Annotated in this window: 20 protein-coding genes; 12 read left to right on the top strand and 8 right to left on the bottom strand. The window is 51.2% G+C overall.

The annotated features are described in order from the left end of the window. Positions 1 to 70: 70 nt before the first annotated feature. The 6 genes from murC (at position 71) to lpxC (ending at position 6,793) form a co-directional block, all read left to right on the top strand. Positions 71 to 1,546 carry a UDP-N-acetylmuramate--L-alanine ligase gene (gene murC, locus GW591_RS13535; protein WP_015690468.1) on the top strand — a complete coding sequence of 492 codons (1,476 nt, stop codon included), beginning with the start codon at positions 71 to 73 and terminating at the stop codon, positions 1,544 to 1,546. Beyond that, positions 1,539 to 2,459 carry a D-alanine--D-alanine ligase gene (locus tag GW591_RS13530; protein ID WP_112150990.1) on the top strand — a complete coding sequence of 307 codons (921 nt, stop codon included), beginning with the start codon at positions 1,539 to 1,541 and terminating at the stop codon, positions 2,457 to 2,459. The genes murC and GW591_RS13530 overlap by 8 nt, the downstream gene beginning before the upstream one ends. Position 2,460: 1 nt before the next feature. After that, positions 2,461 to 3,297: a cell division protein FtsQ gene (gene ftsQ, locus GW591_RS13525; protein WP_013577006.1), complete on the top strand. Its 837-nt coding sequence runs from the start codon at positions 2,461 to 2,463 to the stop codon at positions 3,295 to 3,297. Beyond that, on the top strand, positions 3,294 to 4,550 hold the full coding sequence (gene ftsA / locus GW591_RS13520) for a cell division protein FtsA (RefSeq protein WP_009634688.1): 1,257 nt from the start codon (positions 3,294 to 3,296) through the stop codon (positions 4,548 to 4,550). Before ftsQ ends, ftsA begins: the two co-directional genes overlap by 4 nt. Before the next feature lie 71 nt (positions 4,551 to 4,621). Next, a complete protein-coding gene (ftsZ, locus tag GW591_RS13515) occupies positions 4,622 to 5,776 on the top strand; it encodes a cell division protein FtsZ (protein ID WP_013577005.1) in 1,155 nt (384 codons plus the stop codon). Between the two features lie 99 nt (positions 5,777 to 5,875). Then, on the top strand, positions 5,876 to 6,793 hold the full coding sequence (gene lpxC, locus GW591_RS13510; protein WP_015690467.1) for a UDP-3-O-acyl-N-acetylglucosamine deacetylase: 918 nt from the start codon (positions 5,876 to 5,878) through the stop codon (positions 6,791 to 6,793). A 15-nt stretch (positions 6,794 to 6,808) separates the two neighbouring features. On the opposite strand, the gene GW591_RS13505 is transcribed toward lpxC, so the two are convergent. Next, positions 6,809 to 7,333 carry a DUF721 domain-containing protein gene (locus tag GW591_RS13505; RefSeq protein ID WP_119262103.1) on the bottom strand — a complete coding sequence of 175 codons (525 nt, stop codon included), beginning with the start codon at positions 7,331 to 7,333 and terminating at the stop codon, positions 6,809 to 6,811. Between the two features lie 26 nt (positions 7,334 to 7,359). On the opposite strand from GW591_RS13505, the gene secM reads away from it, so the two are divergent. The 3 genes from secM (at position 7,360) to mutT (ending at position 11,201) form a co-directional block, all read left to right on the top strand. Next, positions 7,360 to 7,887 (top strand): secA translation cis-regulator SecM, encoded by a 528-nt coding sequence (secM, locus tag GW591_RS13500; protein ID WP_037033422.1) that lies wholly within the window; start codon positions 7,360 to 7,362, stop codon positions 7,885 to 7,887. A gap of 80 nt (positions 7,888 to 7,967) precedes the next feature. Then, positions 7,968 to 10,685 (top strand): preprotein translocase subunit SecA, encoded by a 2,718-nt coding sequence (gene secA / locus GW591_RS13495; RefSeq protein WP_013577001.1) that lies wholly within the window; start codon positions 7,968 to 7,970, stop codon positions 10,683 to 10,685. A gap of 114 nt (positions 10,686 to 10,799) precedes the next feature. Beyond that, on the top strand, positions 10,800 to 11,201 hold the full coding sequence (gene mutT / locus GW591_RS13490) for an 8-oxo-dGTP diphosphatase MutT (protein ID WP_037033571.1): 402 nt from the start codon (positions 10,800 to 10,802) through the stop codon (positions 11,199 to 11,201). A gap of 69 nt (positions 11,202 to 11,270) precedes the next feature. On the opposite strand, the gene yacG is transcribed toward mutT, so the two are convergent. Genes yacG through coaE form a run of 3 tightly spaced genes read right to left on the bottom strand, consistent with a single transcriptional unit; the run spans position 11,271 to position 12,852 of the window. After that, positions 11,271 to 11,468: a DNA gyrase inhibitor YacG gene (yacG, locus tag GW591_RS13485; RefSeq protein WP_013576999.1), complete on the bottom strand. Its 198-nt coding sequence runs from the start codon at positions 11,466 to 11,468 to the stop codon at positions 11,271 to 11,273. A 9-nt stretch (positions 11,469 to 11,477) separates the two neighbouring features. Next, complete coding sequence (zapD, locus tag GW591_RS13480) at positions 11,478 to 12,230, bottom strand: cell division protein ZapD (protein WP_112150989.1); 753 nt, start codon at positions 12,228 to 12,230, stop codon at positions 11,478 to 11,480. A 25-nt stretch (positions 12,231 to 12,255) separates the two neighbouring features. After that, positions 12,256 to 12,852: a dephospho-CoA kinase gene (gene coaE / locus GW591_RS13475; protein ID WP_166860798.1), complete on the bottom strand. Its 597-nt coding sequence runs from the start codon at positions 12,850 to 12,852 to the stop codon at positions 12,256 to 12,258. Between the two features lie 242 nt (positions 12,853 to 13,094). Here coaE and GW591_RS13470 point away from each other — a divergent pair, with 242 nt between their 5' ends. Beyond that, positions 13,095 to 14,138: a GMP reductase gene (locus GW591_RS13470; protein WP_126125175.1), complete on the top strand. Its 1,044-nt coding sequence runs from the start codon at positions 13,095 to 13,097 to the stop codon at positions 14,136 to 14,138. Positions 14,139 to 14,191: 53 nt separating this feature from the next. Here the strand turns inward: GW591_RS13470 and hofC are convergent, their stop codons facing one another. From hofC to nadC, 4 genes are all read right to left on the bottom strand, one after another. Further along, on the bottom strand, positions 14,192 to 15,412 hold the full coding sequence (hofC, locus tag GW591_RS13465; RefSeq protein ID WP_131638361.1) for a protein transport protein HofC: 1,221 nt from the start codon (positions 15,410 to 15,412) through the stop codon (positions 14,192 to 14,194). Next, the gene (gspE, locus tag GW591_RS13460; protein ID WP_126125173.1) at positions 15,409 to 16,905 is read right to left on the bottom strand and encodes a type II secretion system protein GspE; all 1,497 of its coding nucleotides are present in this window, start codon (positions 16,903 to 16,905) and stop codon (positions 15,409 to 15,411) included. Before gspE ends, hofC begins: the two co-directional genes overlap by 4 nt. Further along, a complete protein-coding gene (ppdD, locus tag GW591_RS13455) occupies positions 16,905 to 17,351 on the bottom strand; it encodes a prepilin peptidase-dependent pilin (protein ID WP_112150986.1) in 447 nt (148 codons plus the stop codon). Before ppdD ends, gspE begins: the two co-directional genes overlap by 1 nt. 291 nt (positions 17,352 to 17,642) lie before the next feature. Next, positions 17,643 to 18,536, bottom strand: a complete 894-nt coding sequence (nadC, locus tag GW591_RS13450; RefSeq protein ID WP_166860796.1) for a carboxylating nicotinate-nucleotide diphosphorylase — start codon at positions 18,534 to 18,536, stop codon at positions 17,643 to 17,645. 94 nt (positions 18,537 to 18,630) lie between these two features. Between nadC and ampD the strand changes: the two genes are divergently transcribed. Together ampD and ampE are read left to right on the top strand one after the other, a co-directional pair. Continuing rightward, positions 18,631 to 19,203, top strand: coding sequence for a 1,6-anhydro-N-acetylmuramyl-L-alanine amidase AmpD (gene ampD, locus GW591_RS13445; RefSeq protein WP_166860938.1), 573 nt, complete (start codon positions 18,631 to 18,633; stop codon positions 19,201 to 19,203). A 59-nt stretch (positions 19,204 to 19,262) separates the two neighbouring features. After that, entirely contained in the window at positions 19,263 to 20,117 is an 855-nt protein-coding gene (gene ampE, locus GW591_RS13440; RefSeq protein ID WP_013576990.1) for a beta-lactamase regulator AmpE, read from the top strand. The last annotated feature ends 69 nt before the right edge of the window (positions 20,118 to 20,186 follow it).

Raw genomic sequence — 20,186 nt, 5'->3', positions numbered from 1 at the left:
GGGCCACGCAGTGTGGGGTCCCAGCCGTAAGAAACGGATTAATCAGTAACCTGAAATAGTGAATAAAAACGTGAATACACAACAATTGGCGAAACTGCGTACCTTCGTGCCCGAGATGCATCGTGTCCGGCACATTCACTTTGTTGGCATCGGTGGTGCCGGCATGGGTGGTATCGCCGAAGTGTTGGCCAATGAAGGCTATCAGATCAGCGGTTCTGATTTAGCACCTAACGCGGTGACTCAGCAACTGACCGCGCTGGGCGCGACGATTTATTTCAATCACCGCCCGGAGAACGTGCTGGATGCCAGTGTGGTGGTAGTTTCCACCGCTATTTCATCCGATAACCCGGAAATTGTTGCGGCGCGTGAAGCCCGTATTCCGGTGATCCGCCGTGCAGAAATGCTCGCTGAACTGATGCGTTTTCGCCACGGTATTGCCGTGGCAGGTACGCACGGTAAAACAACGACCACGGCGATGGTGACCAGTATTTATGCCGAGGCCGGACTAGACCCGACCTTTGTAAACGGTGGACTGGTGAAAGCGGCAGGTACGCATGCGCGTCTGGGGTCAAGCCGCTTTCTGATCGCTGAAGCAGACGAAAGCGACGCGTCTTTCCTGCATCTGCAACCGATGGTGGCCATCGTGACCAACATTGAAGCGGATCACATGGACACGTATCAGGGTGACTTTGAAATCCTGAAGCAGACGTTCATCAATTTCCTGCACAACCTGCCGTTCTACGGGCGCGCAGTGATGTGTATTGATGATCCGGTTATCCGTGAGCTGATCCCACGCGTAGGACGTCATATGACGACGTACGGTTTCAGCGAAGACGCCGATGTGATTATCGAAAATTACCGTCAGGTGGGCGCGCAAGGTCACTTTACGCTGCGCCGTCAGGACTTGCCGCTGATAAGCGTTACGCTCAATGCGCCGGGTCGTCACAATGCGCTGAACGCCGCGGCCGCAGTTGCCGTCGCGACGGACGAAAATATCAGCGACGATGCTATTTTGCGCGCGCTGGCAGGTTTTCAGGGTACTGGCCGTCGTTTCGATTTTCTGGGCGAATACGCGCTGGAAAATGTGAACGGTAAAACAGGTAGCGCGATGCTGGTCGATGACTACGGCCACCATCCGACAGAAGTGGATGCGACGATCAAAGCCGCGCGTGCGGGCTGGGCAAACAAGCGCCTGGTGATGATCTTCCAGCCGCACCGTTATACCCGTACTCGCGATCTGTACGACGATTTCGCAAATGTGCTTTCGCAGGTTGATGTGCTGATCATGCTGGATGTGTATCCGGCCGGTGAAGCGCCGATCCCTGGCGCAGACAGCCGCTCGTTGTGCCGCACTATTCGCGCACGCGGCAAGCTTGATCCGATTTTGGTTTCTGATATTGAGGCGGTGCCGGAAAGTCTGGCGCAAATCCTCGAAGGCGACGATTTAGTTCTGGTTCAGGGCGCCGGTAATGTCGGCAGAGTGGCCCGTAAATTGGCAGATCAAAAGCTGCAACCAGTAAAGAAAGGTGAAGAACATCATGTCTGAGAAAGTAGCGGTATTGTTGGGTGGTACTTCCGCAGAACGCGATGTGTCATTACAGTCAGGCGCCGCAGTGCTGGCTGGTTTACGCGAATCCGGTGTTGATGCCCACGGCATCGATACCAAAACGTTTAATGTGGCGCTTCTCAAAGAAGAAGGGTACAGCAAAGTCTTTATCGCACTTCACGGTCGCGGTGGCGAAGACGGAACGTTGCAGGGTTTGCTGGAGCAAATCGGTTTGCCTTATACCGGCAGCGGCGTGATGGCGTCGGCGCTCACTATGGACAAGTTCCGCACCAAACTGGTGTGGCAGGCTTTAGGGTTACCGGTCACGCCGTTTGTCGCACTGCATCGTTCACAAATTGAGGAAGCAGGGCAGGGCGCTCTGGCGGCAAAAATCGCTGAATTAGGCCTGCCGGTGATCGTCAAACCAAGCCGTGAAGGTTCCAGCGTCGGGATGAGCAAAGTGACAACGGAAAAAGAGTTGTTACCCGCCCTGCAGGAAGGCTTCAGGCATGACGATAACGTACTGATCGAAAAATGGCTGAGTGGCCCGGAATATACCGTGGCTATCGTGGGCAACCAGGTGATGCCCTCGATTCGCATCCAGCCAGCCGGTACGTTTTATGACTATCAGGCAAAATATCTGTCTGATGAAACACAATATTTTTGCCCGAGCGGTTTAAGCGAAGCGCAGGAGCAGCAGTTGACTTCACTGGCTTTGCAGGCTTATCAGGCGCTCGATTGCAGTGGCTGGGGACGTGTCGACGTCATGCAGGACGGTGACGGCAACTTCAACTTACTGGAAGTGAATACGTCGCCGGGAATGACCAGCCACAGTCTGGTGCCGATGGCGGCTAAACACGCCGGGTTGAGTTTCCCGCAACTCGTTTTCCGTATTCTGGAACTGGCAGACTGATATGTCTCAAGCCGCCCTGAATACCCGAGAGCGTGAGACGGCCGAGAGCAACGGCCGTCGCAGTAACGGTGGCCAGCTGGCAGGGATCGTGTTTCTGCTGTTGGTGGTAGGAACGATTTTATGGAGTGCGTGGGCCGTTGTCGGCTGGATGCAGGATGCAAACCGATTGCCGTTGTCCCAGTTAGTTGTCACCGGGGAGCGGCATTACACGACCAACGATGATATTCGTCAGGCGATTCTGTCCTTAGGGGCACCGGGAACGTTCATGACGCAGGATGTAAACGTCATTCAGCAGCAGATTGAGCGTTTACCCTGGATAAAACAGGTCAGCGTACGTAAGCAATGGCCGAATGAACTGAAGATACATCTCGTGGAGTATGTGCCGGTCGCACACTGGAATGATTTGCATATGGTTGATGCCGATGGCAAATCTTTCAGCATACCCGCCGAGCGTGTGGTCAAACAAAAAATGCCGTTGCTTTACGGTCCGGAAGGCAGCGAACAGGATGTTTTGCAGGGCTTTCAAACGATGAGTCAGGCGCTGGCCGCCGGCAAGTTCACGTTGAAAGCAGTGGCAATGAGTGCACGTCACTCGTGGCAGTTAACTCTGGATAATGACGTCCGGCTGGAATTGGGGAGAGATGACCGGATGGGGCGTTTACAACGTTTTATCGAGCTTTACCCGCGATTCCAGCAACAGGCTGAAGCCGATAAAAAACGCATCACTTATGTCGATTTACGTTATGACAGCGGTGCGTCAGTAGGTTGGGCACCAGAGTTTATTGACCAGCAAAACAGTAATCAGCAACAGAATCAGGCACAGGCTAAACAACAATGATCAAGTCGACGGACAGAAAACTGGTAGTTGGGCTGGAGATCGGTACGGCAAAGGTCGCCGCATTGGTGGGGGAAGTTCTGCCCGATGGCATGGTCAATATTATTGGCGTGGGCAGTTGCCCATCCCGTGGCATGGACAAGGGTGGCGTGAATGACCTGGAATCGGTGGTGAAATGCGTACAGCGCGCCATCGATCAGGCTGAATTGATGGCGGATTGCCAAATTTCCTCTGTTTACCTTGCTTTGTCTGGTAAACATATCAGTTGTCAGAATGAAATAGGGATGGTTCCTATTTCAGAAGAGGAAGTCACGCAGGAAGATGTAGAGAACGTGGTGCATACCGCTAAGTCGGTACGCGTACGTGATGAGCATCGGGTTCTGCATGTGATCCCTCAGGAATATGCCATTGATTATCAGGAAGGGATTAAAAACCCGGTCGGACTTTCCGGCGTGCGTATGCAGGCTAAAGTTCACCTGATTACCTGCCATAACGATATGGCGAAGAACATTGTGAAAGCGGTAGAACGCTGTGGCTTAAAAGTCGACCAGCTTATTTTTGCCGGTCTGGCAGCCAGTTATGCCGTTCTGACGGAAGATGAACGTGAATTAGGTGTTTGTGTCGTTGATATTGGTGGTGGAACCATGGATATCGCGGTTTATACCGGCGGCGCACTACGTCATACTAAGGTAATCCCTTATGCAGGGAATGTGGTCACCAGCGACATCGCTTATGCGTTTGGAACGCCACCGACCGATGCCGAAGCGATCAAGGTTCGCCACGGTTGTGCATTAGGTTCAATTGTCGGCAAAGACGAAAACGTCGAAGTGCCGAGCGTCGGTGGGCGTCCACCACGCAGTCTGCAGCGTCAGACACTGGCTGAAGTTATCGAGCCTCGTTACACAGAATTGCTGAATTTAGTGAACGATGAAATTTTGCAATTGCAGGAGCAGTTACGTCAGCAAGGCGTAAAACATCATCTGGCCGCCGGCATTGTTCTGACAGGCGGTGCAGCACAAATTGATGGTCTGGCAGCTTGTGCGCAGCGGGTATTCCATACCCAGGTGCGTATCGGGCAACCCCTGAACATCACCGGGCTGACGGATTATGCGCAGGAACCTTACTACTCAACGGCTGTAGGGCTGCTGCACTACGGGAAGGAGTCTCACCTGAGCGGTGAGGCCGAAGTAGAAAAACGTGCCTCAGTGGGCAACTGGTTCAAACGAATCAACAGCTGGCTGAGAAAAGAGTTCTAATGTTTTAACAACGGGATCATGCTGTTAAGGTTTTTGATCCCGACGCGACAGGCACAAAACGGAGAGAAACTATGTTTGAACCTATGGAACTGACCAATGACGCGGTGATTAAAGTCATCGGCGTCGGTGGTGGCGGCGGTAATGCTGTCGAACACATGGTGCGTGAGCGCATCGAAGGTGTTGAATTCTTTGCCGTTAACACAGACGCTCAGGCGTTACGTAAAACGGCAGTAGGCCAGACGATTCAGATCGGTAGCGGTATTACCAAAGGTCTGGGAGCTGGTGCGAACCCGGAAGTGGGTCGCAATTCTGCAGAAGAAGATCGTGAAGCCCTGCGCGCTGCGCTTGAAGGTGCTGACATGGTCTTTATCGCAGCGGGCATGGGTGGCGGTACCGGGACCGGTGCAGCGCCAGTGGTTGCTGAAGTAGCAAAAGATTTAGGTATTCTGACCGTTGCTGTTGTGACTAAGCCTTTCAACTTCGAAGGCAAAAAGCGCATGGCATTCGCGGAGCAGGGTATTGCTGAATTGTCCAAACATGTGGACTCCCTGATCACTATCCCGAACGACAAGCTTTTAAAAGTTCTGGGCCGTGGTATCTCTCTGCTGGACGCCTTCGGTGCGGCCAACGACGTGCTGAAAGGTGCGGTGCAGGGTATCGCTGAACTGATCACCCGTCCAGGTCTGATGAACGTCGACTTCGCTGACGTGCGCACAGTTATGTCCGAAATGGGTTATGCCATGATGGGCTCCGGTGTGGCATGTGGCGAAGACCGTGCTGAAGAAGCCGCTGAAATGGCGATTTCCAGCCCGCTGCTGGAAGACATCGATTTGTCCGGCGCGCGCGGCGTTCTGGTCAACATTACTGCGGGCTTCGACCTGCGTCTGGATGAGTTCGAAACCGTGGGTAACACCATTCGTGCTTTCGCATCAGACAACGCAACCGTCGTTATCGGTACGTCTCTTGATCCGGAAATGAACGACGAATTGCGTGTGACCGTTGTTGCAACGGGTATCGGCATGGACAAACGTCCTGAGATCACTCTGGTGACCAACAAACCGGCCAGCCAGCCAGTCATGGATCATCGTTACCAGCAGCACGGGATGTCTCCGTTGCCGCAGGAAACGAAACCCGCGGCGAAAGTGGTGAATGATCAAAGCGCGCAATCTAATAAAGAGCCCGACTATCTGGACATCCCGGCCTTCCTGCGTAAGCAGGCAGACTAGTCCGAATTGTAGGATCTCCGCTCTTTGTGCTAAACTGTCCCGCCGACCTTAAGGTATGCTTAGGTCGGTTGGATGGATAAACATTGCGAGATAAAAACGATGATCAAACAACGTACATTAAAACGTATCGTTCAGGCGACGGGCGTCGGTTTGCATACCGGCAAGAAAGTCACCCTGACTCTGCGTCCTGCACCGGCAAATACCGGGGTCATCTATCGTCGCACTGACTTGAATCCACCGGTTGATTTCCCGGCAGATGCAAAATCCGTGCGTGATACCATGCTCTGTACTTGCCTGGTTAATGAGCATGACGTACGTATTTCTACGGTAGAGCACCTTAATGCGGCATTAGCTGGCCTGGGCATCGATAATATCGTTATCGAAGTCGATGCGCCTGAAGTGCCGATTATGGACGGCAGTGCTGCACCTTTCGTCTATCTGTTGATGGATGCAGGGATTGAAGAGCTGAACAGCGCGAAGAAATTCTTGCGCATCAAAGATACCGTGCGTGTTGAAGACGGTGATAAGTGGGCTGAGTTCAAACCATTTAATGGTTTCTCTCTGGACTTCACTATCGACTTCAATCACCCGGCGATTGATTCCAGCTCACAGCGCTACAAAATGAACTTCTCCGCAGAAGCATTTGTTCGCCAAATCAGCCGCGCACGTACTTTTGGTTTTATGCGTGATATCGAGTACCTGCAGTCACGCGGTTTGTGCCTGGGTGGCAGCTTTGATTGCGCAATTGTTGTGGATGATTATCGCGTGCTTAACGAAGATGGCTTGCGTTTTGAAGATGAATTCGTTCGTCACAAAATGCTGGATGCTATCGGTGACTTGTTCATGTGTGGCCATAACATCATTGGTGCGTTTACCGCATACAAATCGGGTCACGCGTTGAACAACAAGTTATTGCAAGCGGTACTGGCTAAGCAGGAAGCCTGGGAATTAGTCACATTCCAGGATGAAGCTGAAATGCCACTGGCTTTTAAAGCACCGTCTACAGTATTGGCGTAATCGGTACTTTTGGTATTACTTATTACGACTGGTTGATTTGGCACTCTCTCCGGCCAGGCCAGCCAGTCGTTCTAAAGCCTTTCTGAGTTTCTCTGGGCTACGGCTCGCAAGTCCCCTTAATTCTTCTGCACTCTGCGCGCTTAAATGCCTGACGGGCATAGATTCTGCAGCGATCGCTTTATTTTTAATCGCGATCTGCGAAGCATTTTCCATTTTCGCCATGAGCGAAGGATTAATCCTGATGTCGATTGATGACAATGATGGTAGAATTTGCGCTCGAAGTGCAGAGAGTAATGCGGGTTGTTCATAGCGTAATCGCATCATCCAGCTGGCATTAGCTATTTCAAGTACTAAAACTCCCTGTCGATAATTACCGACACGACACCATGGTTGCATGGGCGTCGGTAACAGACCTTTCACTGCGCGGTTGAGTTTCAATAACGCCGCAGCACGCTGTTGAACAATACGCAGCGGGCTTTGTTCAGTCGAAGAGGCATCATCGAACAGGATATCTAATAATTGTGGGCGACTATCGCGCATGATGGGCTCCGGCGGATTGTAAACTTGTGATTGGCATTCTAAATCGTTGGCGACAATTTGGCAGAAGGTATTTTTGGCCGCATCTCCTGTTGGGGATGGTCGCGGCAAGCCTTGGCGTGTCCACGAGCCTGTCGCAAACGGAACTGCCAGCGGTTCCTAATACGTCCTCAAGTCTAAATCGTCTTAACATCGCCAGTACAGGGCTGAGTAATCTTGCGTTACTCCAGGCGAATCGCCGCCCGGCTTTTGGTGTTGATTACTGGCAACAGCATGCATTACGCACGGTCATCCGTCATCTTTCTTTTGCTTTGGCCCCGCAGGTGGTTTACACCGTAGCGCAGCCGGAAGCAGAAATGCAGGCCGCTGAGCCGTTGCATGTTCAGCAACTCGCGTTGCTGGTTACCCTTAATGCTTTACTGACCCATGAGCCAAAACCTCCGGTTATCATCCGTCAGACGCAACAGCCATTCCTCCCTCTTGCTTCATCGCATCAAACCGGCCTGTGGTTAGCACAGGTGCAAGGCATTCGTGCCGGCCCGTTCTCTCTGATTTAACAGACTGTAATTCTAAACTCTATTTATAAATCAACAAATTATTGGCTGCATTTGGTGGCCTCCAAGAGATATTAAGCACTATGTTAATCAAATTATTGACCAAAGTTTTTGGTAGCCGTAACGACCGCACATTGCGCCGCATGCGTAAAGTGGTTGACCTGATCAACCGCATGGAACCTGAAATCCAAAAACTGACTGATGAGCAACTGCAGGCGAAAACCAATGAGTTCCGTGAGCGTCTGGCGAAAGGTGAAGTGCTGGAAAACCTGATCCCGGAAGCTTTTGCTGTGGTGCGTGAATCCAGTAAACGTGTCTTCGGGATGCGTCACTTTGACGTGCAGTTACTCGGCGGTATGGTACTGAACGAGCGCTGCATCGCGGAAATGCGTACCGGTGAAGGTAAAACGTTAACCGCAACCCTGCCCGCTTACCTGAACGCATTGAGCGGAAAGGGCGTTCACGTCGTCACTGTCAACGATTACCTGGCACAGCGTGACGCCGAAAATAACCGTCCGCTGTTTGAATTCCTTGGCCTGAGCATCGGAATCAACTTGCCAGGCATGCCTTCTCCGGCTAAGCGTGCTGCTTACGCTGCTGATATCACTTACGGCACAAACAACGAATACGGTTTTGACTATCTGCGTGACAACATGGCATTCAGCCCTGAAGAACGCGTGCAACGTAAACTTCACTACGCGCTGGTGGATGAGGTTGACTCCATCCTGATCGATGAAGCACGTACACCGCTGATTATCTCCGGTCCGGCCGAAGACAGCTCAGAAATGTATACGCGTGTGGATAAACTGATCCCTAAACTGATCCGCCAGGAAAAAGAAGATTCCGATTCCTTCCAGGGGGAAGGCCACTTCTCTGTTGATGAGAAATCACGTCAGGTTCACCTGACTGAACGTGGTCTGGTCCTGATCGAGGAATTGTTGGTTGAAGCCGGTATTATGGAAGAAGGTGAATCTCTGTATTCCCCGACTAACATCATGCTGATGCATCACGTGACCGCAGCACTGCGCGCGCACGTCCTGTTCACCCGCGATGTCGATTACATCGTCAAAGACGGCGAAGTTATCATCGTTGACGAACACACCGGTCGTACCATGCAAGGTCGTCGCTGGTCAGACGGTCTGCATCAGGCGGTTGAAGCCAAAGAAGGCGTGGATATTCAGAACGAAAACCAGACACTGGCTTCCATTACTTTCCAGAACTACTTCCGTTTGTACGAAAAACTGGCTGGCATGACCGGTACTGCGGACACCGAAGCGTTCGAATTCAGCTCTATCTACAAGCTGGATACCATTGTTGTGCCAACTAACCGCCCTATGGTGCGTAAAGATATGGCCGACCTGGTGTACATGACTGAAATGGAAAAGATTGGCGCGATTATCGAAGATATCCGTCAGTGTACTGCCAAAGGCCAGCCGGTTCTGGTCGGTACTATTTCCATCGAAAAATCAGAAGTTGTTTCTAACGAACTGACCAAAGCAGGCATTGCGCACAGCGTTCTGAACGCCAAATTCCACGCTAAAGAAGCGGATATCGTCGCGCAGGCAGGCCAGCCAAGCGCAGTGACCATCGCTACTAACATGGCGGGTCGTGGTACCGATATCGTGCTGGGCGGCAGCTGGCAGGTTGAAGTTGAAAACCTGGGTGAAGAAGCCACCGATGAGAAAATTGCAGAAATCAAAGCTGCCTGGCAGATTCGCCACGACGCGGTTCTGGCTTCCGGCGGTTTGCATATTATTGGTACCGAGCGTCATGAATCCCGTCGTATTGATAACCAGCTGCGCGGCCGTGCGGGTCGTCAGGGTGATGCCGGTTCATCCCGCTTCTACCTGTCTATGGAAGATGCACTGATGCGTATTTTCGCCTCTGACCGTGTATCAAGCATGATGCGTAAACTGGGTATGAAACCGGGCGAAGCGATTGAGCATCCATGGGTGACCAAAGCGATTGCCAATGCGCAGCGTAAAGTCGAAAGCCGTAACTTCGATATCCGTAAGCAACTGCTGGAATACGATGATGTGGCAAGCGATCAGCGTCGTGCGATCTACAGCCAGCGTAACGAATTGCTGGACGTGTCTGATGTGAGCGAAACCATCGCCAGCATCCGTGAAGACGTGTTCAAGGCGACCATCGACAGCTACATTCCGCCACAGTCTCTGGAAGAAATGTGGGATGTACAGGGTTTGGAAGAACGTCTGAAAAAAGACTTCGAGCTGGAAATGCCGATTGCAGAATGGCTGGACAAAGAGCCGGAATTGCATGAAGAAACCCTGCGCGAACGTATCATGGAAATCGCGAAAGAATCTTATGCCCGTAAAGAAGAAGTGGTTGGCGCTGAAATGATGCGCAATTTTGAGAAAGGCGTGATGTTGCAAACGCTGGATTCTCTGTGGAAAGAACATCTGGCGGCAATGGATTACCTGCGTCAGGGCATCCATTTACGTGGTTACGCTCAAAAGGATCCTAAGCAGGAATACAAACGCGAATCCTTCGCGATGTTTGCTGCCATGCTGGAATCTCTGAAATATGAAGTGGTCAGCGTACTAAGCAAAGTTCAGGTTCGTATGCCTGAAGAAGTTGAAGCGATGGAAATTCAGCGTCGTGAAGAAGCTGAACGTCTGGCTCGTCAGCAGCAGCTTAGCCATCAGGATCAGCAAGAAATCGAAGTAGCCGAAGCTGCACGTCTTGCTTCTTCTGGTGATCGCAAAGTGGGTCGTAATGATCTCTGCCCGTGCGGTTCTGGTAAAAAATACAAACAATGCCATGGCCGCCTGCAAAAGTAAGATCTCCGGCTAAGTCATCGTGTTAATCTTGAAGGCGGCGTAATTGCCGCCTTTATTTTTGTCTAAAAAGTCCCCATAAAGACAGTCATTGCAGTCAGCGGATAGGTGGAAACTGTGGCGCTTAAACAACTTAATATCGCAGCGGGCATTATCCGGAATGCCAGCAAAGAAATCTTTATCACTCAACGCGATGCATCGTCACATATGGCGGGGTTCTGGGAGTTTCCGGGCGGTAAGATTGAAGCGGGTGAAACACCTGAACAGGCTGTTATTCGCGAATTACAGGAAGAGGTCGGCATTGATGCTAAATCTCCTGTGCTGCTGAAAACATTGGAGCACCGATTCCCGGATCGCATCATTACACTCTATTTTTTCCTGGTGGAAGACTGGCAGGGCGAGCCGTATGGCAAAGAAGGGCAGCCGAAGCGCTGGGTTGCGCAGGCCGATTTGAAAGAGGAGGAATTCCCTCCCGCCAACGAAGTGGTTGTTACAGCCCTCAAAAACAATCAGTACTGATTACGTGTAGAATTTGATGGCATATAGAAAAAGGGACCGAAGCCCCTTTTTCTATACCCGTTGTCTGGATTAAATCTCTTCTTCACTCCAGTCGTCCAGATCATTCACGTCACCCTTACTTGGGATGCGTTTCTCTTCATCGGCCCATTCGCCGAGATCAATAAGCTGGCAACGCTTGGAACAAAAAGGGCGGTAAGGGCTTTGTTCACCCCAAACCACTATTTTCTGACAGGTCGGGCAATTTACTTCAATGATTTCAGGGTCCATTTGCAACTCCTAGCAGCAGGCAAGTTCAAAATTCAGTCGCGCGGGAACCACGCCATGTTCGCTGTCGAGGGGTAAAAAGCGAATGGCATAACGGGTTTTATGCCCGGATACTTGCGGGTAAAGCTGATTTTCCATCGAGAGTCGCAATCGTAACAGATCTGCGCCTTCAGCGTTGTCCTGGAAAAAACCATTCAGACTGATTTGATTGCGAAACGCGCCTGACTGGCGGATCAGATCCAGTACCATCATGAGCGAATTATTCAGCGGAGCCAGTGTTTCGAGCCAGTTTTGCACTTCACGATCACGTTGTGATTGTGCCAGATGCAGCCAGATATGCAGTGTCGGCAAATCAAAGCTGCAACACCCGCCGGGGATACTCAGACGCTGGCGAACCAGGGCCATCAGGCGATCTTCCTTCAGCGCTTGCCCTATGCGTGGTGCTTTCATTAACACAGATGCACATTGCTTAAGCTCAGCGCGCAGCCCCTCGATCCTTGCTAAATCAACGCCCGGGACATCTTTCCATTGAGACAATTTTTGCTGCTGGCGCTCAAGCTCTTTCAGTAAATCGGTACGGACTTCACCACGTTCCAGTACATCCAGTAAATCTGAAGTGGTGCGAAAAAATAGCAGAGCAGAAGCAATATCAGTGAGTTGTGCGTTGGAATGCATCTGTTGCAACAAAAATTCGATGCGAAGCCAGGTGCGCATTTTCTCATTCAGTGGATGTTCAAAGAGAACGGTTGCAGCTACATCAGTCATGCTTGGCAATATCCTGTCTGTTTACTCACACCGCAAGTTGCAAATAGCGGTGATGTAGTTGGGCAACACGCGGTTCAATTAATTTCGGATCACCGCTGTTATCAATAATGTCATCCGCACAGGCCCGACGTTTTTCACGACTGACCTGTGCAGCAATAATACTTTCAGCCTGCTGGCGGCTGATGCCATCGCGCGACATCGTCCGGGAAAGTTGAATATGTGGCTCAACATCCACCACCAGAACGCGATTTGCTTGCGTCTGTAATCCATTTTCAATCAGCAGCGGTACGACCCAGAGCACGTACGGCGTCTGCGCCTCAGCAATCAAACGTTGTGTTCTGGCATGAATAATGGGGTGTAATAATTTATTAACCCATTCTTTTTCATCAGGATTGCTAAAAATCCGCGCCCGAAGGGCCGGGCGGTTCAGTGAGCCATCAGCGGAAATAATGCTTTCACCAAATCGCTGTCTTAATTCTTCCAGCGCTGGCTCACCTTGAGCAACGACCTGGCGGGCAATCACATCTGCATCGACAATGCTTACGCCATGACGGGCGAAGCTTTCGGAAACGGTACTTTTGCCACTACCGATACCCCCGGTCAATGCAACGATATAGCTCATGCTGGTGCTCTGATAAAATTAGTTAGGTAAATGATAAAGAGATTATGAGTAAGTGCAAGCCGTGGTGTTCTCGGTTTTGATGCGAAAAATTATTAATCTGCACAATCAAAAGTCTGTGATGAAGGTTGTAAAAGCCATCTTGCCGTTGTCATTTTCCTGTGTATGATAAAACCACTGGAAAGGGTGTGTAAAAATTTTTCGTGCACCCTAGCGACCCGTCGCCAAACCAGGACTAACCCGCCATGCGCATTGAAGAAGATTTAAAGTTAGGTTTTAAAGACGTACTCATCCGCCCTAAGCGTTCCACTCTCAAAAGTCGTTCCGAAGTTGAACTGGAGCGCACATTCACATTCAAACACTCAGGTTTTAACTGGTCCGGCACCCCGATTATTGCTGCGAACATGGATACCGTCGGCACATTCCGTATGGCGACCGTACTGGCGTCTTTTGGTTTGCTTACGGCCGTGCACAAACATTACACCGTAGAACAGTGGCAGGCATTCGTGACTTCCTCCGATGAATCCGTGCTGCGTAATATCATGGTATCGACCGGGACGTCAGAAGCTGATTTCGTTAAAACCCTGCAAATTCTTGCTTTGTCGCCTCTGCTGAAGTTTGTTTGCCTGGATGTCGCTAATGGTTATTCCGAGCACTTTGTGGGTTTCCTGCAACGTGTACGCGAAGCTTGCCCCGATAAAGTCATTTGTGCAGGCAACGTGGTGACCGGTGAAATGGTGGAAGAACTTATTCTTTCTGGCGCGGATATTGTAAAAGTCGGCATCGGCCCGGGATCGGTATGTACGACTCGCGTAAAAACCGGCGTGGGATATCCGCAGCTTTCTGCTGTTATCGAATGTGCTGATGCTGCTCACGGTCTGGGCGGACAGATTGTCAGCGATGGCGGCTGTGCTGTTCCGGGTGACGTGGCAAAAGCGTTCGGCGGCGGTGCTGATTTCGTTATGCTTGGCGGGATGCTGGCTGCGCATGACGAGTGTGAAGGCACGGTCGTTGAAGAGAATGGCGAAAAATTCATGCTTTTCTACGGTATGAGTTCAGAATCTGCGATGAAACGCCACGTCGGCGGTGTTGCTGAATACCGCGCAGCGGAAGGTAAAACAGTCAAATTGCCTCTGCGCGGTCCGGTTGAAAACACCGTGCGTGACATTCTCGGTGGGCTGCGTTCTGCCTGTACTTACGTCGGTGCAGAGCGCCTGAAAGAACTGACCAAACGTACAACCTTCATCCGCGTTGCGGAACAGGAAAACCGTCTGTTCGGCAGTAAGTAAGGATATGACCATAATGGCGGCGAAACATTTTTCGCCGCTTTTTCCTCTTTGATTTATCCCATAACCGAACCTAGCTGGAAAATTGGCAGATACATCGCAATCACCAGCCCACCGACAATCACCCCCATTACGGCCATGAGTACCGGCTCAATCGTTTGTGACAACGTTTCTGCCAGCGAGTTAGCTTTGTCATGATGCAGATATGCGAGTTTCAGCAGTAACTCGTCCAGAGACCCTGATTCTTCACCGATTTTTATCAGCTGATGACATAAGGTCGGGAACAGTGGCGACTGGACAAAAGCTTTGTGTAACGGTGTTCCTTGCATGATTTGCTCACGTATCTGGTTCAGTGCGGCCTGAAAATGCAGATTGGACATTGATGCAGACGCTGCTGCCAGCCCGGCAATTAACGTCATGCCCGCCTGTTGTGTCATTGCCAGCGTTTGAAATATCTGGCTGAGGCAACTGTCTGTCACCAGTCGTGACGTCAGAGGTAACCTGAGCAGTAACATCTGCTCACGCAGTTGCCAGTGCTTAAGCGGGTGCAACTTCTGCAGATAGCCGAAACAACAAAACGAAAAAGTACCCACCAGCCAGGGGCCGATGCTGATGAGGGCATCAGAAGCAATGACCAGCATGCGTGTAAACCAGGGGAGTTCGGCATCAAAGGAAGCATAGATTTTGGCAAACTCAGGCAATACTAAAGTCAGCATCAGCAGAGTGACCACGATAGCGATAACGCTAACAATCAGCGGATACCGCAACGCCTTTTTTACTTTGCTTCTTAATTCAGCCTGTTGTTCCTGCTGAGTCGCCAGTTGCAGGCAGCATTTGTCCAGTTGTCCCGTTAGCTCACCAATAGAAATTATCTGTCTGTAAATATCAGGAAATACATCGGGATAATGATTCAGTGTTACCGACAGCGGTTTTCCTTCGCGAACGCCTTTCGCAACATTTGACAGTACACAATGCCACGCGGGTTTCGGGTGCTCGTTGGCCAGCAACGTCAGGCTATTGACCAGCGGTAGCCCGGCTTGTAGCAGCGTTGCAAGTTGCCTGACGAATGCAACACGTTCCTGATTTTTCCAGAAACGTCGTCCCAATCGCTGCTTCATTCTGATTTTCAGCGGTTGCAATCCAGCAGCAAAAAGCTGCTGGTAAATGCCGTCCTTACCCACCTCAATGCAGTGATCTTGCTGAAGGCTTCCCAGAGTGTCGATAGCCTGCCAGTGATATAACCGCCAGGACTGAGGTGCGCCGCCGTCAGTTTTCATGTATCCGCGCCTTCACCGGTAACACGATAAAGTTCTTCAAGTGAGGTGATCCCTTGTTCGACCAGCGCCATACCGGCTTCCTGCAACGTTTTTTGCCCTTGTTCGCGGGCAATCTTACTCAACTCATTGACACTTGCCTCTGCCACCAGCGCCTGTTGTAAACCGGGTGTTATGTTCAGCGTTTCATAAATACCGGTGCGTCCGTAATAGCCCGAAAAGCATTGATGGCATCCTGCAGGTAGCCACAACTGCATGTGTCCGCTGCTGCCATCAGCACCTTTTTCGACCAGTGATACATGCGGTTTACGGCAATGCGGGCAGAGTTTTCGTACCAGCCGCTGGGCAATAACCAGACGCAAGCTGGCAGCAATATGAAAACCTTCAATCCCCATCTGTTGCAGGCGGGTCAGTGTTTCGCAAGTGGAATTGGTATGCAGTGTTGAGAGCACCAGATGTCCGGTCTGAGCGGCTTTTACCGCGATTTCGGCCGTTTCTTTATCGCGGATCTCTCCGACCATAATCACATCAGGATCCTGACGTAATAACGCACGCAGGACACTGGCAAAACTGAGGTCTGTTTTGCTGTTAATCTGGGTCTGATTGATGCCACTGACCGGGATCTCAATCGGGTCTTCCACGCTGCAAATATTGCGGGAGATGGCATTAAGATGACGAAGACCACTGTAAAGCGTGACCGTTTTTCCGCTGCCTGTCGGGCCGGTGACCAGAATTAGCCCTTGTGGATGTTTAAGCGCAGCTTTGAAATAGTCCAGATCCCGTGGTGTGAAGCCCAGTTGAGGCATAGAGAGATCCTGCTGAGTCATATGCAGAATGCGCAGCACGATCTTTTCGCCGTGTAAGGTCGGCAGAGAAGATACTCTCATGGAATATCTCTGATTTTGCAGCATGACTGAGAGCTGGCCATCTTGGGGTAACCGTCGCTCAGCGACATTCAGCTGCCCCATAATCTTTAGTCGTGCGCACACGCCCGCTGCCATCGAAAATTCAGGTCCGGGGACTTCCTGCAATACTCCGTCAATTCGCATACGAACCCGGAAACTGTGCTCGTACGGCTCAAAGTGTATATCTGAAGCCCTGCGGGTGATGGCCTGCCTGAGTATCTGATTGAGAGAATTAATGACCGGCGCATCACTCTGATTATTCAGTTCATTGTTTTCATCGCTTTGCGCGGATGACCACGATTCGTCTGCGGCCGTTTTTTTCTTTATTTCTGAATTTCCTTGCTCCATGACTTGTTCAAGCCGCGTTTGTGGCCAGCGTTCAAGCTGCACTTTTAAGCCGGTGGTAAAGCGCAATACATTACTTAAGGCATCCGTGTCTGCTTCTGTTTCATGGCATGCAACATGAAGAGTCTGGTTGTCGCGATGCAATACAACGGCTTTATAGCGCTGACACAGTGCTTCAAGTGACGCTTCGCTTTGCAGGCGATCATTATCGGGTAGAGACTCGGGGCGCCGTGGCATATCACTCATTATGGCGCTCCTGTGGTGTCAAACCGAAAAACGCTTTCGCAAGCTTCAACCATCGAAGTATTACTGGCATTGGTGCAGATTCTGCTCCATGTGATACCGCCCGCCTGATTATCCCGGACCGGTGTCATCACAACGCTGAGACCGTCCAGTGCCTGCTGACCTGTCAGTGAAATTACGCCCGCATTAACCTGAATCTGGCTGACATAACGACTGGTAGCTGCCGCCGGAATTCCCTGACTGCCGGCGCTGCAATTCGTCAGCGCCCCCGTATCGATGACGCACAGTTCGACGCCGGTTTTGTAGGGCACCATAATTTGCAGCATGTCAGTCATGGCTGCTTTCTGGATATAACTCTGGTAAGCGGGTATGCCGATGGCACTGAGGATCGCAATAATCGCGATCACTACCATCAGTTCAATGAGGGTAAATCCTTGTTGCCGTTTCATGGCGTTCTCCGTTTCGTAAGACTGCGTAGTTGTTTCTCAGGCAGCAAACTAAACGGAGAAAAAGCCTGACTCCAGCGCTATTGCTGACTTTTCCACGACATCTGCCAGGATAAATATGTATGCCAGCAAGGCAGGCAAAACATATGTGCGATGTCTCGCAACAATAAAGATGAAATGAAAAAGGGGGTGGTGTTCAGAAAGGGTGAATGCGAGGGTAGTGCGGCAAGATGAAATAGATCGCAAGAATTCGTGTTGCCCCTCGAAAGGAATTCAGGGGCAACAGCGCAGCGATTAGCTGAAGCGCATGGAAAGATCCATGGCTCTGACATGCTTGGTCAGCGCGCCGACAGAAATGTAATCCACGCCGGTTTCCGCGAATTCGCGGAGCGTTTTTTCCGTCACGTTACCGGAGACTTCAAGTAGCGCACGGCCTGCGGTGATGGCAACGCCTTCACGCATCATCGGCACAGTGAAGTTATCCAGCATGATAATGTTAGCACCCGCATCCAGCGCCTGCTGAAGTTCATCCATGGATTCGACTTCTACCTCGACGGGCACGTCGGCGTGGATCCATAAGGCGCGTTCTACGGCGGCTTTTATCGAGCCACAGGCAATGATGTGGTTTTCTTTAATCAGAAATGCATCGGCAAGACCAAGGCGGTGATTGCTTCCGCCACCGCATAACACGGCATATTTCAGTGCCGTACGCAGGCCAGGCAAGGTTTTCCGGGTATCGAGCAACTGAGTTTTTGTGCCCTCAAGGATTTTCACATAGTGATTCACTTCGGTTGCCACACCGGACAGGGTTTGCACGAAGTTAAGAGCGGTGCGCTCACCGGTCAGCAGCATGCGTGCGGAGCCTGAGAGTTCACATAAGGTCTGGTTTTCAGAAACGTGGTCGCCGTCTTTGACATGCCATTTGACGGTGATTTTATCGCCTGCCAGTTGGAGAAAGACTTCGTCCAGCCAGCGCTGGCCGCAGAAAATACCGGCTTCGCGGGTAATGATGGTGGCGTTAGCATTTTTGTCTTGCGGCAACAGTTGAGCAGTTAAGTCATTGTTGGCATTGGCTTCGCCCCCAAGATCCTCACCGAGAGCCTGAGTAACAAGAGAAGGAATATCATTCTGGATACGTTCGAGTAACTGTGCGCGGCGACTTTCACGGCTGTAGCTGCGGGTAGACATACAAATACTCCGAAATGGCGGATAAGAAGGACAAAAAAACATGCTACCCTGTTGCTGTGATAAGTACCACCTGAGCACATCATTGAGGTCTTTGATGCACTTAAAACAAGGCTGGATAACAGAAGCCCGGCAGGTCGTTTCCCCTCATTTTGATCTCCGTCCTGAAGATGAAATTCCCTCATTGCTGGTGATCCATAACATCAGTTTGCCGCCTGGAAAATTCGGCGGTCCTTATATTGATCAATTGTTTACCGGTACGCTGAATCCGCAGGATGATCCTTATTTTCAAGGAATCAGTCACTTACGCGTTGCTGCGCATTGTTTAATTCGTCGTGATGGCGAGATTGTGCAATATGTGCCCTTTAACAAACGCGCCTGGCATGCGGGTGTATCCAGCTGGCGGGGGCGTGAGCGCTGTAATGATTTTTCGATTGGTATTGAGCTGGAAGGGACGGATTTTGAGCCTTTTACTGATGCGCAATATCGCAACCTGGTTGCCGTTACTGAGTTGTTAATGAAGCATTATCCCATTAGTCTTGAAGCGATTACCGGACACAGTGATATTGCTCCCGGGCGTAAGACCGATCCCGGCCCTGAATTCGACTGGGCATTTTATCGCAAGCTGTTAGCGCTGCCGGTAGGGCAGAATGACCTTTCTGACCTGTAATTAACCGGTTTTCGGTTTCGTTTTTACGGGTGTGATGTGTTTAGAGAGAGTGACAATCGATGACGTTATTTACTTTGCTCCTGGTGCTGGCTTGGGAACGCTTGTTCAAACTGGGTGAACACTGGCAGTTGGATCATCGGTTTGAGGTGATTTTCCGCCGCGGCCGGCAGGCTTCTCTGGCTAAAACGCTGGTCATTACGATTGTCTGGATGGTGATCATCTGGGCAGTATTGCGCGCAGTGCAGGGGATCTTCTTCGGGGTGCCAACCCTGATTTTCTGGGTGATTTTATGTCTGCTGTGTATTGGCGCTGGCATCAAACGCAAGCATTACCGTGCCTACCTTAAGTCCGCCCGTCAGGGCGATGCTGATGCCTGTAAGGAAATGGCAGAAGAGCTGGCCTTGATCCACGGGTTGCCGACAGATTGCAGCGAAGAAGCCCGGCTGAGAGAGCTGCAAAATGCGCTGCTTTGGATTAACTACCGTTACTATCTCGGGCCGTTGTTCTGGTTCGTGGTTTGTGGGCCTTACGGACCGATAGCGCTGGGCGGTTATGCCGTATTGCGCGGTTACCAGACCTGGCTGGCGCGCCATATGCCGCCGTTGAAACGTTCGCAGTCCGGCGTGGATGCCCTGTTACATATTCTCGACTGGATCCCTGTTCGTCTGGCTGGCGTGGCTTATGCATTGCTTGGTCATGGCGAGAAAGCCTTACCGGCCTGGTTTGCTTCGCTGGGCGATATTCACTCTTCGCAATACCATGTATTAACGCGGCTGGCGCAGTTCTCTCTGGCGCGCGATCCGCATACCGATCCGGTACAGACACCTCGCGCTGCTGTGAGCCTCGCGCGTAAAGTGACGATGATAATCCTGGTGGTTGTAGCGCTGCTGACGATTTACGGCACCTTGATTTAATTCTCTTTTATCATCCGATATTGCATAAAAAAGCCCGGTACATTTTTAGTGTCCGGGCTTTTTGTTTTT

This window comes from Rahnella aceris (assembly GCF_011684115.1).
Taxonomy (GTDB): domain Bacteria; phylum Pseudomonadota; class Gammaproteobacteria; order Enterobacterales; family Enterobacteriaceae; genus Rahnella; species Rahnella aceris.
This window is presented reverse-complemented; position numbering and strand designations above follow the sequence as displayed.

What these genes read in the sequence shown, in the direction of transcription:
- GW591_RS13530 (WP_112150990.1), top strand. Translation starts at nt 1,539, where the DNA reads ATGTCTGAGAAAGTAGCGGTATTGTTGGGTGGTACTTCCGCAGAACGC.
- ftsQ (WP_013577006.1), top strand. Translation starts at nt 2,461, where the DNA reads ATGTCTCAAGCCGCCCTGAATACCCGAGAGCGTGAGACGGCCGAGAGC.
- ftsA (WP_009634688.1), top strand. Translation starts at nt 3,294, where the DNA reads ATGATCAAGTCGACGGACAGAAAACTGGTAGTTGGGCTGGAGATCGGT.
- ftsZ (WP_013577005.1), top strand. Translation starts at nt 4,622, where the DNA reads ATGTTTGAACCTATGGAACTGACCAATGACGCGGTGATTAAAGTCATC.
- lpxC (WP_015690467.1), top strand. Translation starts at nt 5,876, where the DNA reads ATGATCAAACAACGTACATTAAAACGTATCGTTCAGGCGACGGGCGTC.
- GW591_RS13505 (WP_119262103.1), bottom strand. Translation starts at nt 7,333, where the DNA reads ATGCGCGATAGTCGCCCACAATTATTAGATATCCTGTTCGATGATGCC.
- secA (WP_013577001.1), top strand. Translation starts at nt 7,968, where the DNA reads ATGTTAATCAAATTATTGACCAAAGTTTTTGGTAGCCGTAACGACCGC.
- yacG (WP_013576999.1), bottom strand. Translation starts at nt 11,468, where the DNA reads ATGGACCCTGAAATCATTGAAGTAAATTGCCCGACCTGTCAGAAAATA.
- zapD (WP_112150989.1), bottom strand. Translation starts at nt 12,230, where the DNA reads ATGACTGATGTAGCTGCAACCGTTCTCTTTGAACATCCACTGAATGAG.
- coaE (WP_166860798.1), bottom strand. Translation starts at nt 12,852, where the DNA reads ATGAGCTATATCGTTGCATTGACCGGGGGTATCGGTAGTGGCAAAAGT.
- GW591_RS13470 (WP_126125175.1), top strand. Translation starts at nt 13,095, where the DNA reads ATGCGCATTGAAGAAGATTTAAAGTTAGGTTTTAAAGACGTACTCATC.
- hofC (WP_131638361.1), bottom strand. Translation starts at nt 15,412, where the DNA reads ATGAAAACTGACGGCGGCGCACCTCAGTCCTGGCGGTTATATCACTGG.
- gspE (WP_126125173.1), bottom strand. Translation starts at nt 16,905, where the DNA reads ATGAGTGATATGCCACGGCGCCCCGAGTCTCTACCCGATAATGATCGC.
- ppdD (WP_112150986.1), bottom strand. Translation starts at nt 17,351, where the DNA reads ATGAAACGGCAACAAGGATTTACCCTCATTGAACTGATGGTAGTGATC.
- nadC (WP_166860796.1), bottom strand. Translation starts at nt 18,536, where the DNA reads ATGTCTACCCGCAGCTACAGCCGTGAAAGTCGCCGCGCACAGTTACTC.
- ampD (WP_166860938.1), top strand. Translation starts at nt 18,631, where the DNA reads ATGCACTTAAAACAAGGCTGGATAACAGAAGCCCGGCAGGTCGTTTCC.
- ampE (WP_013576990.1), top strand. Translation starts at nt 19,263, where the DNA reads ATGACGTTATTTACTTTGCTCCTGGTGCTGGCTTGGGAACGCTTGTTC.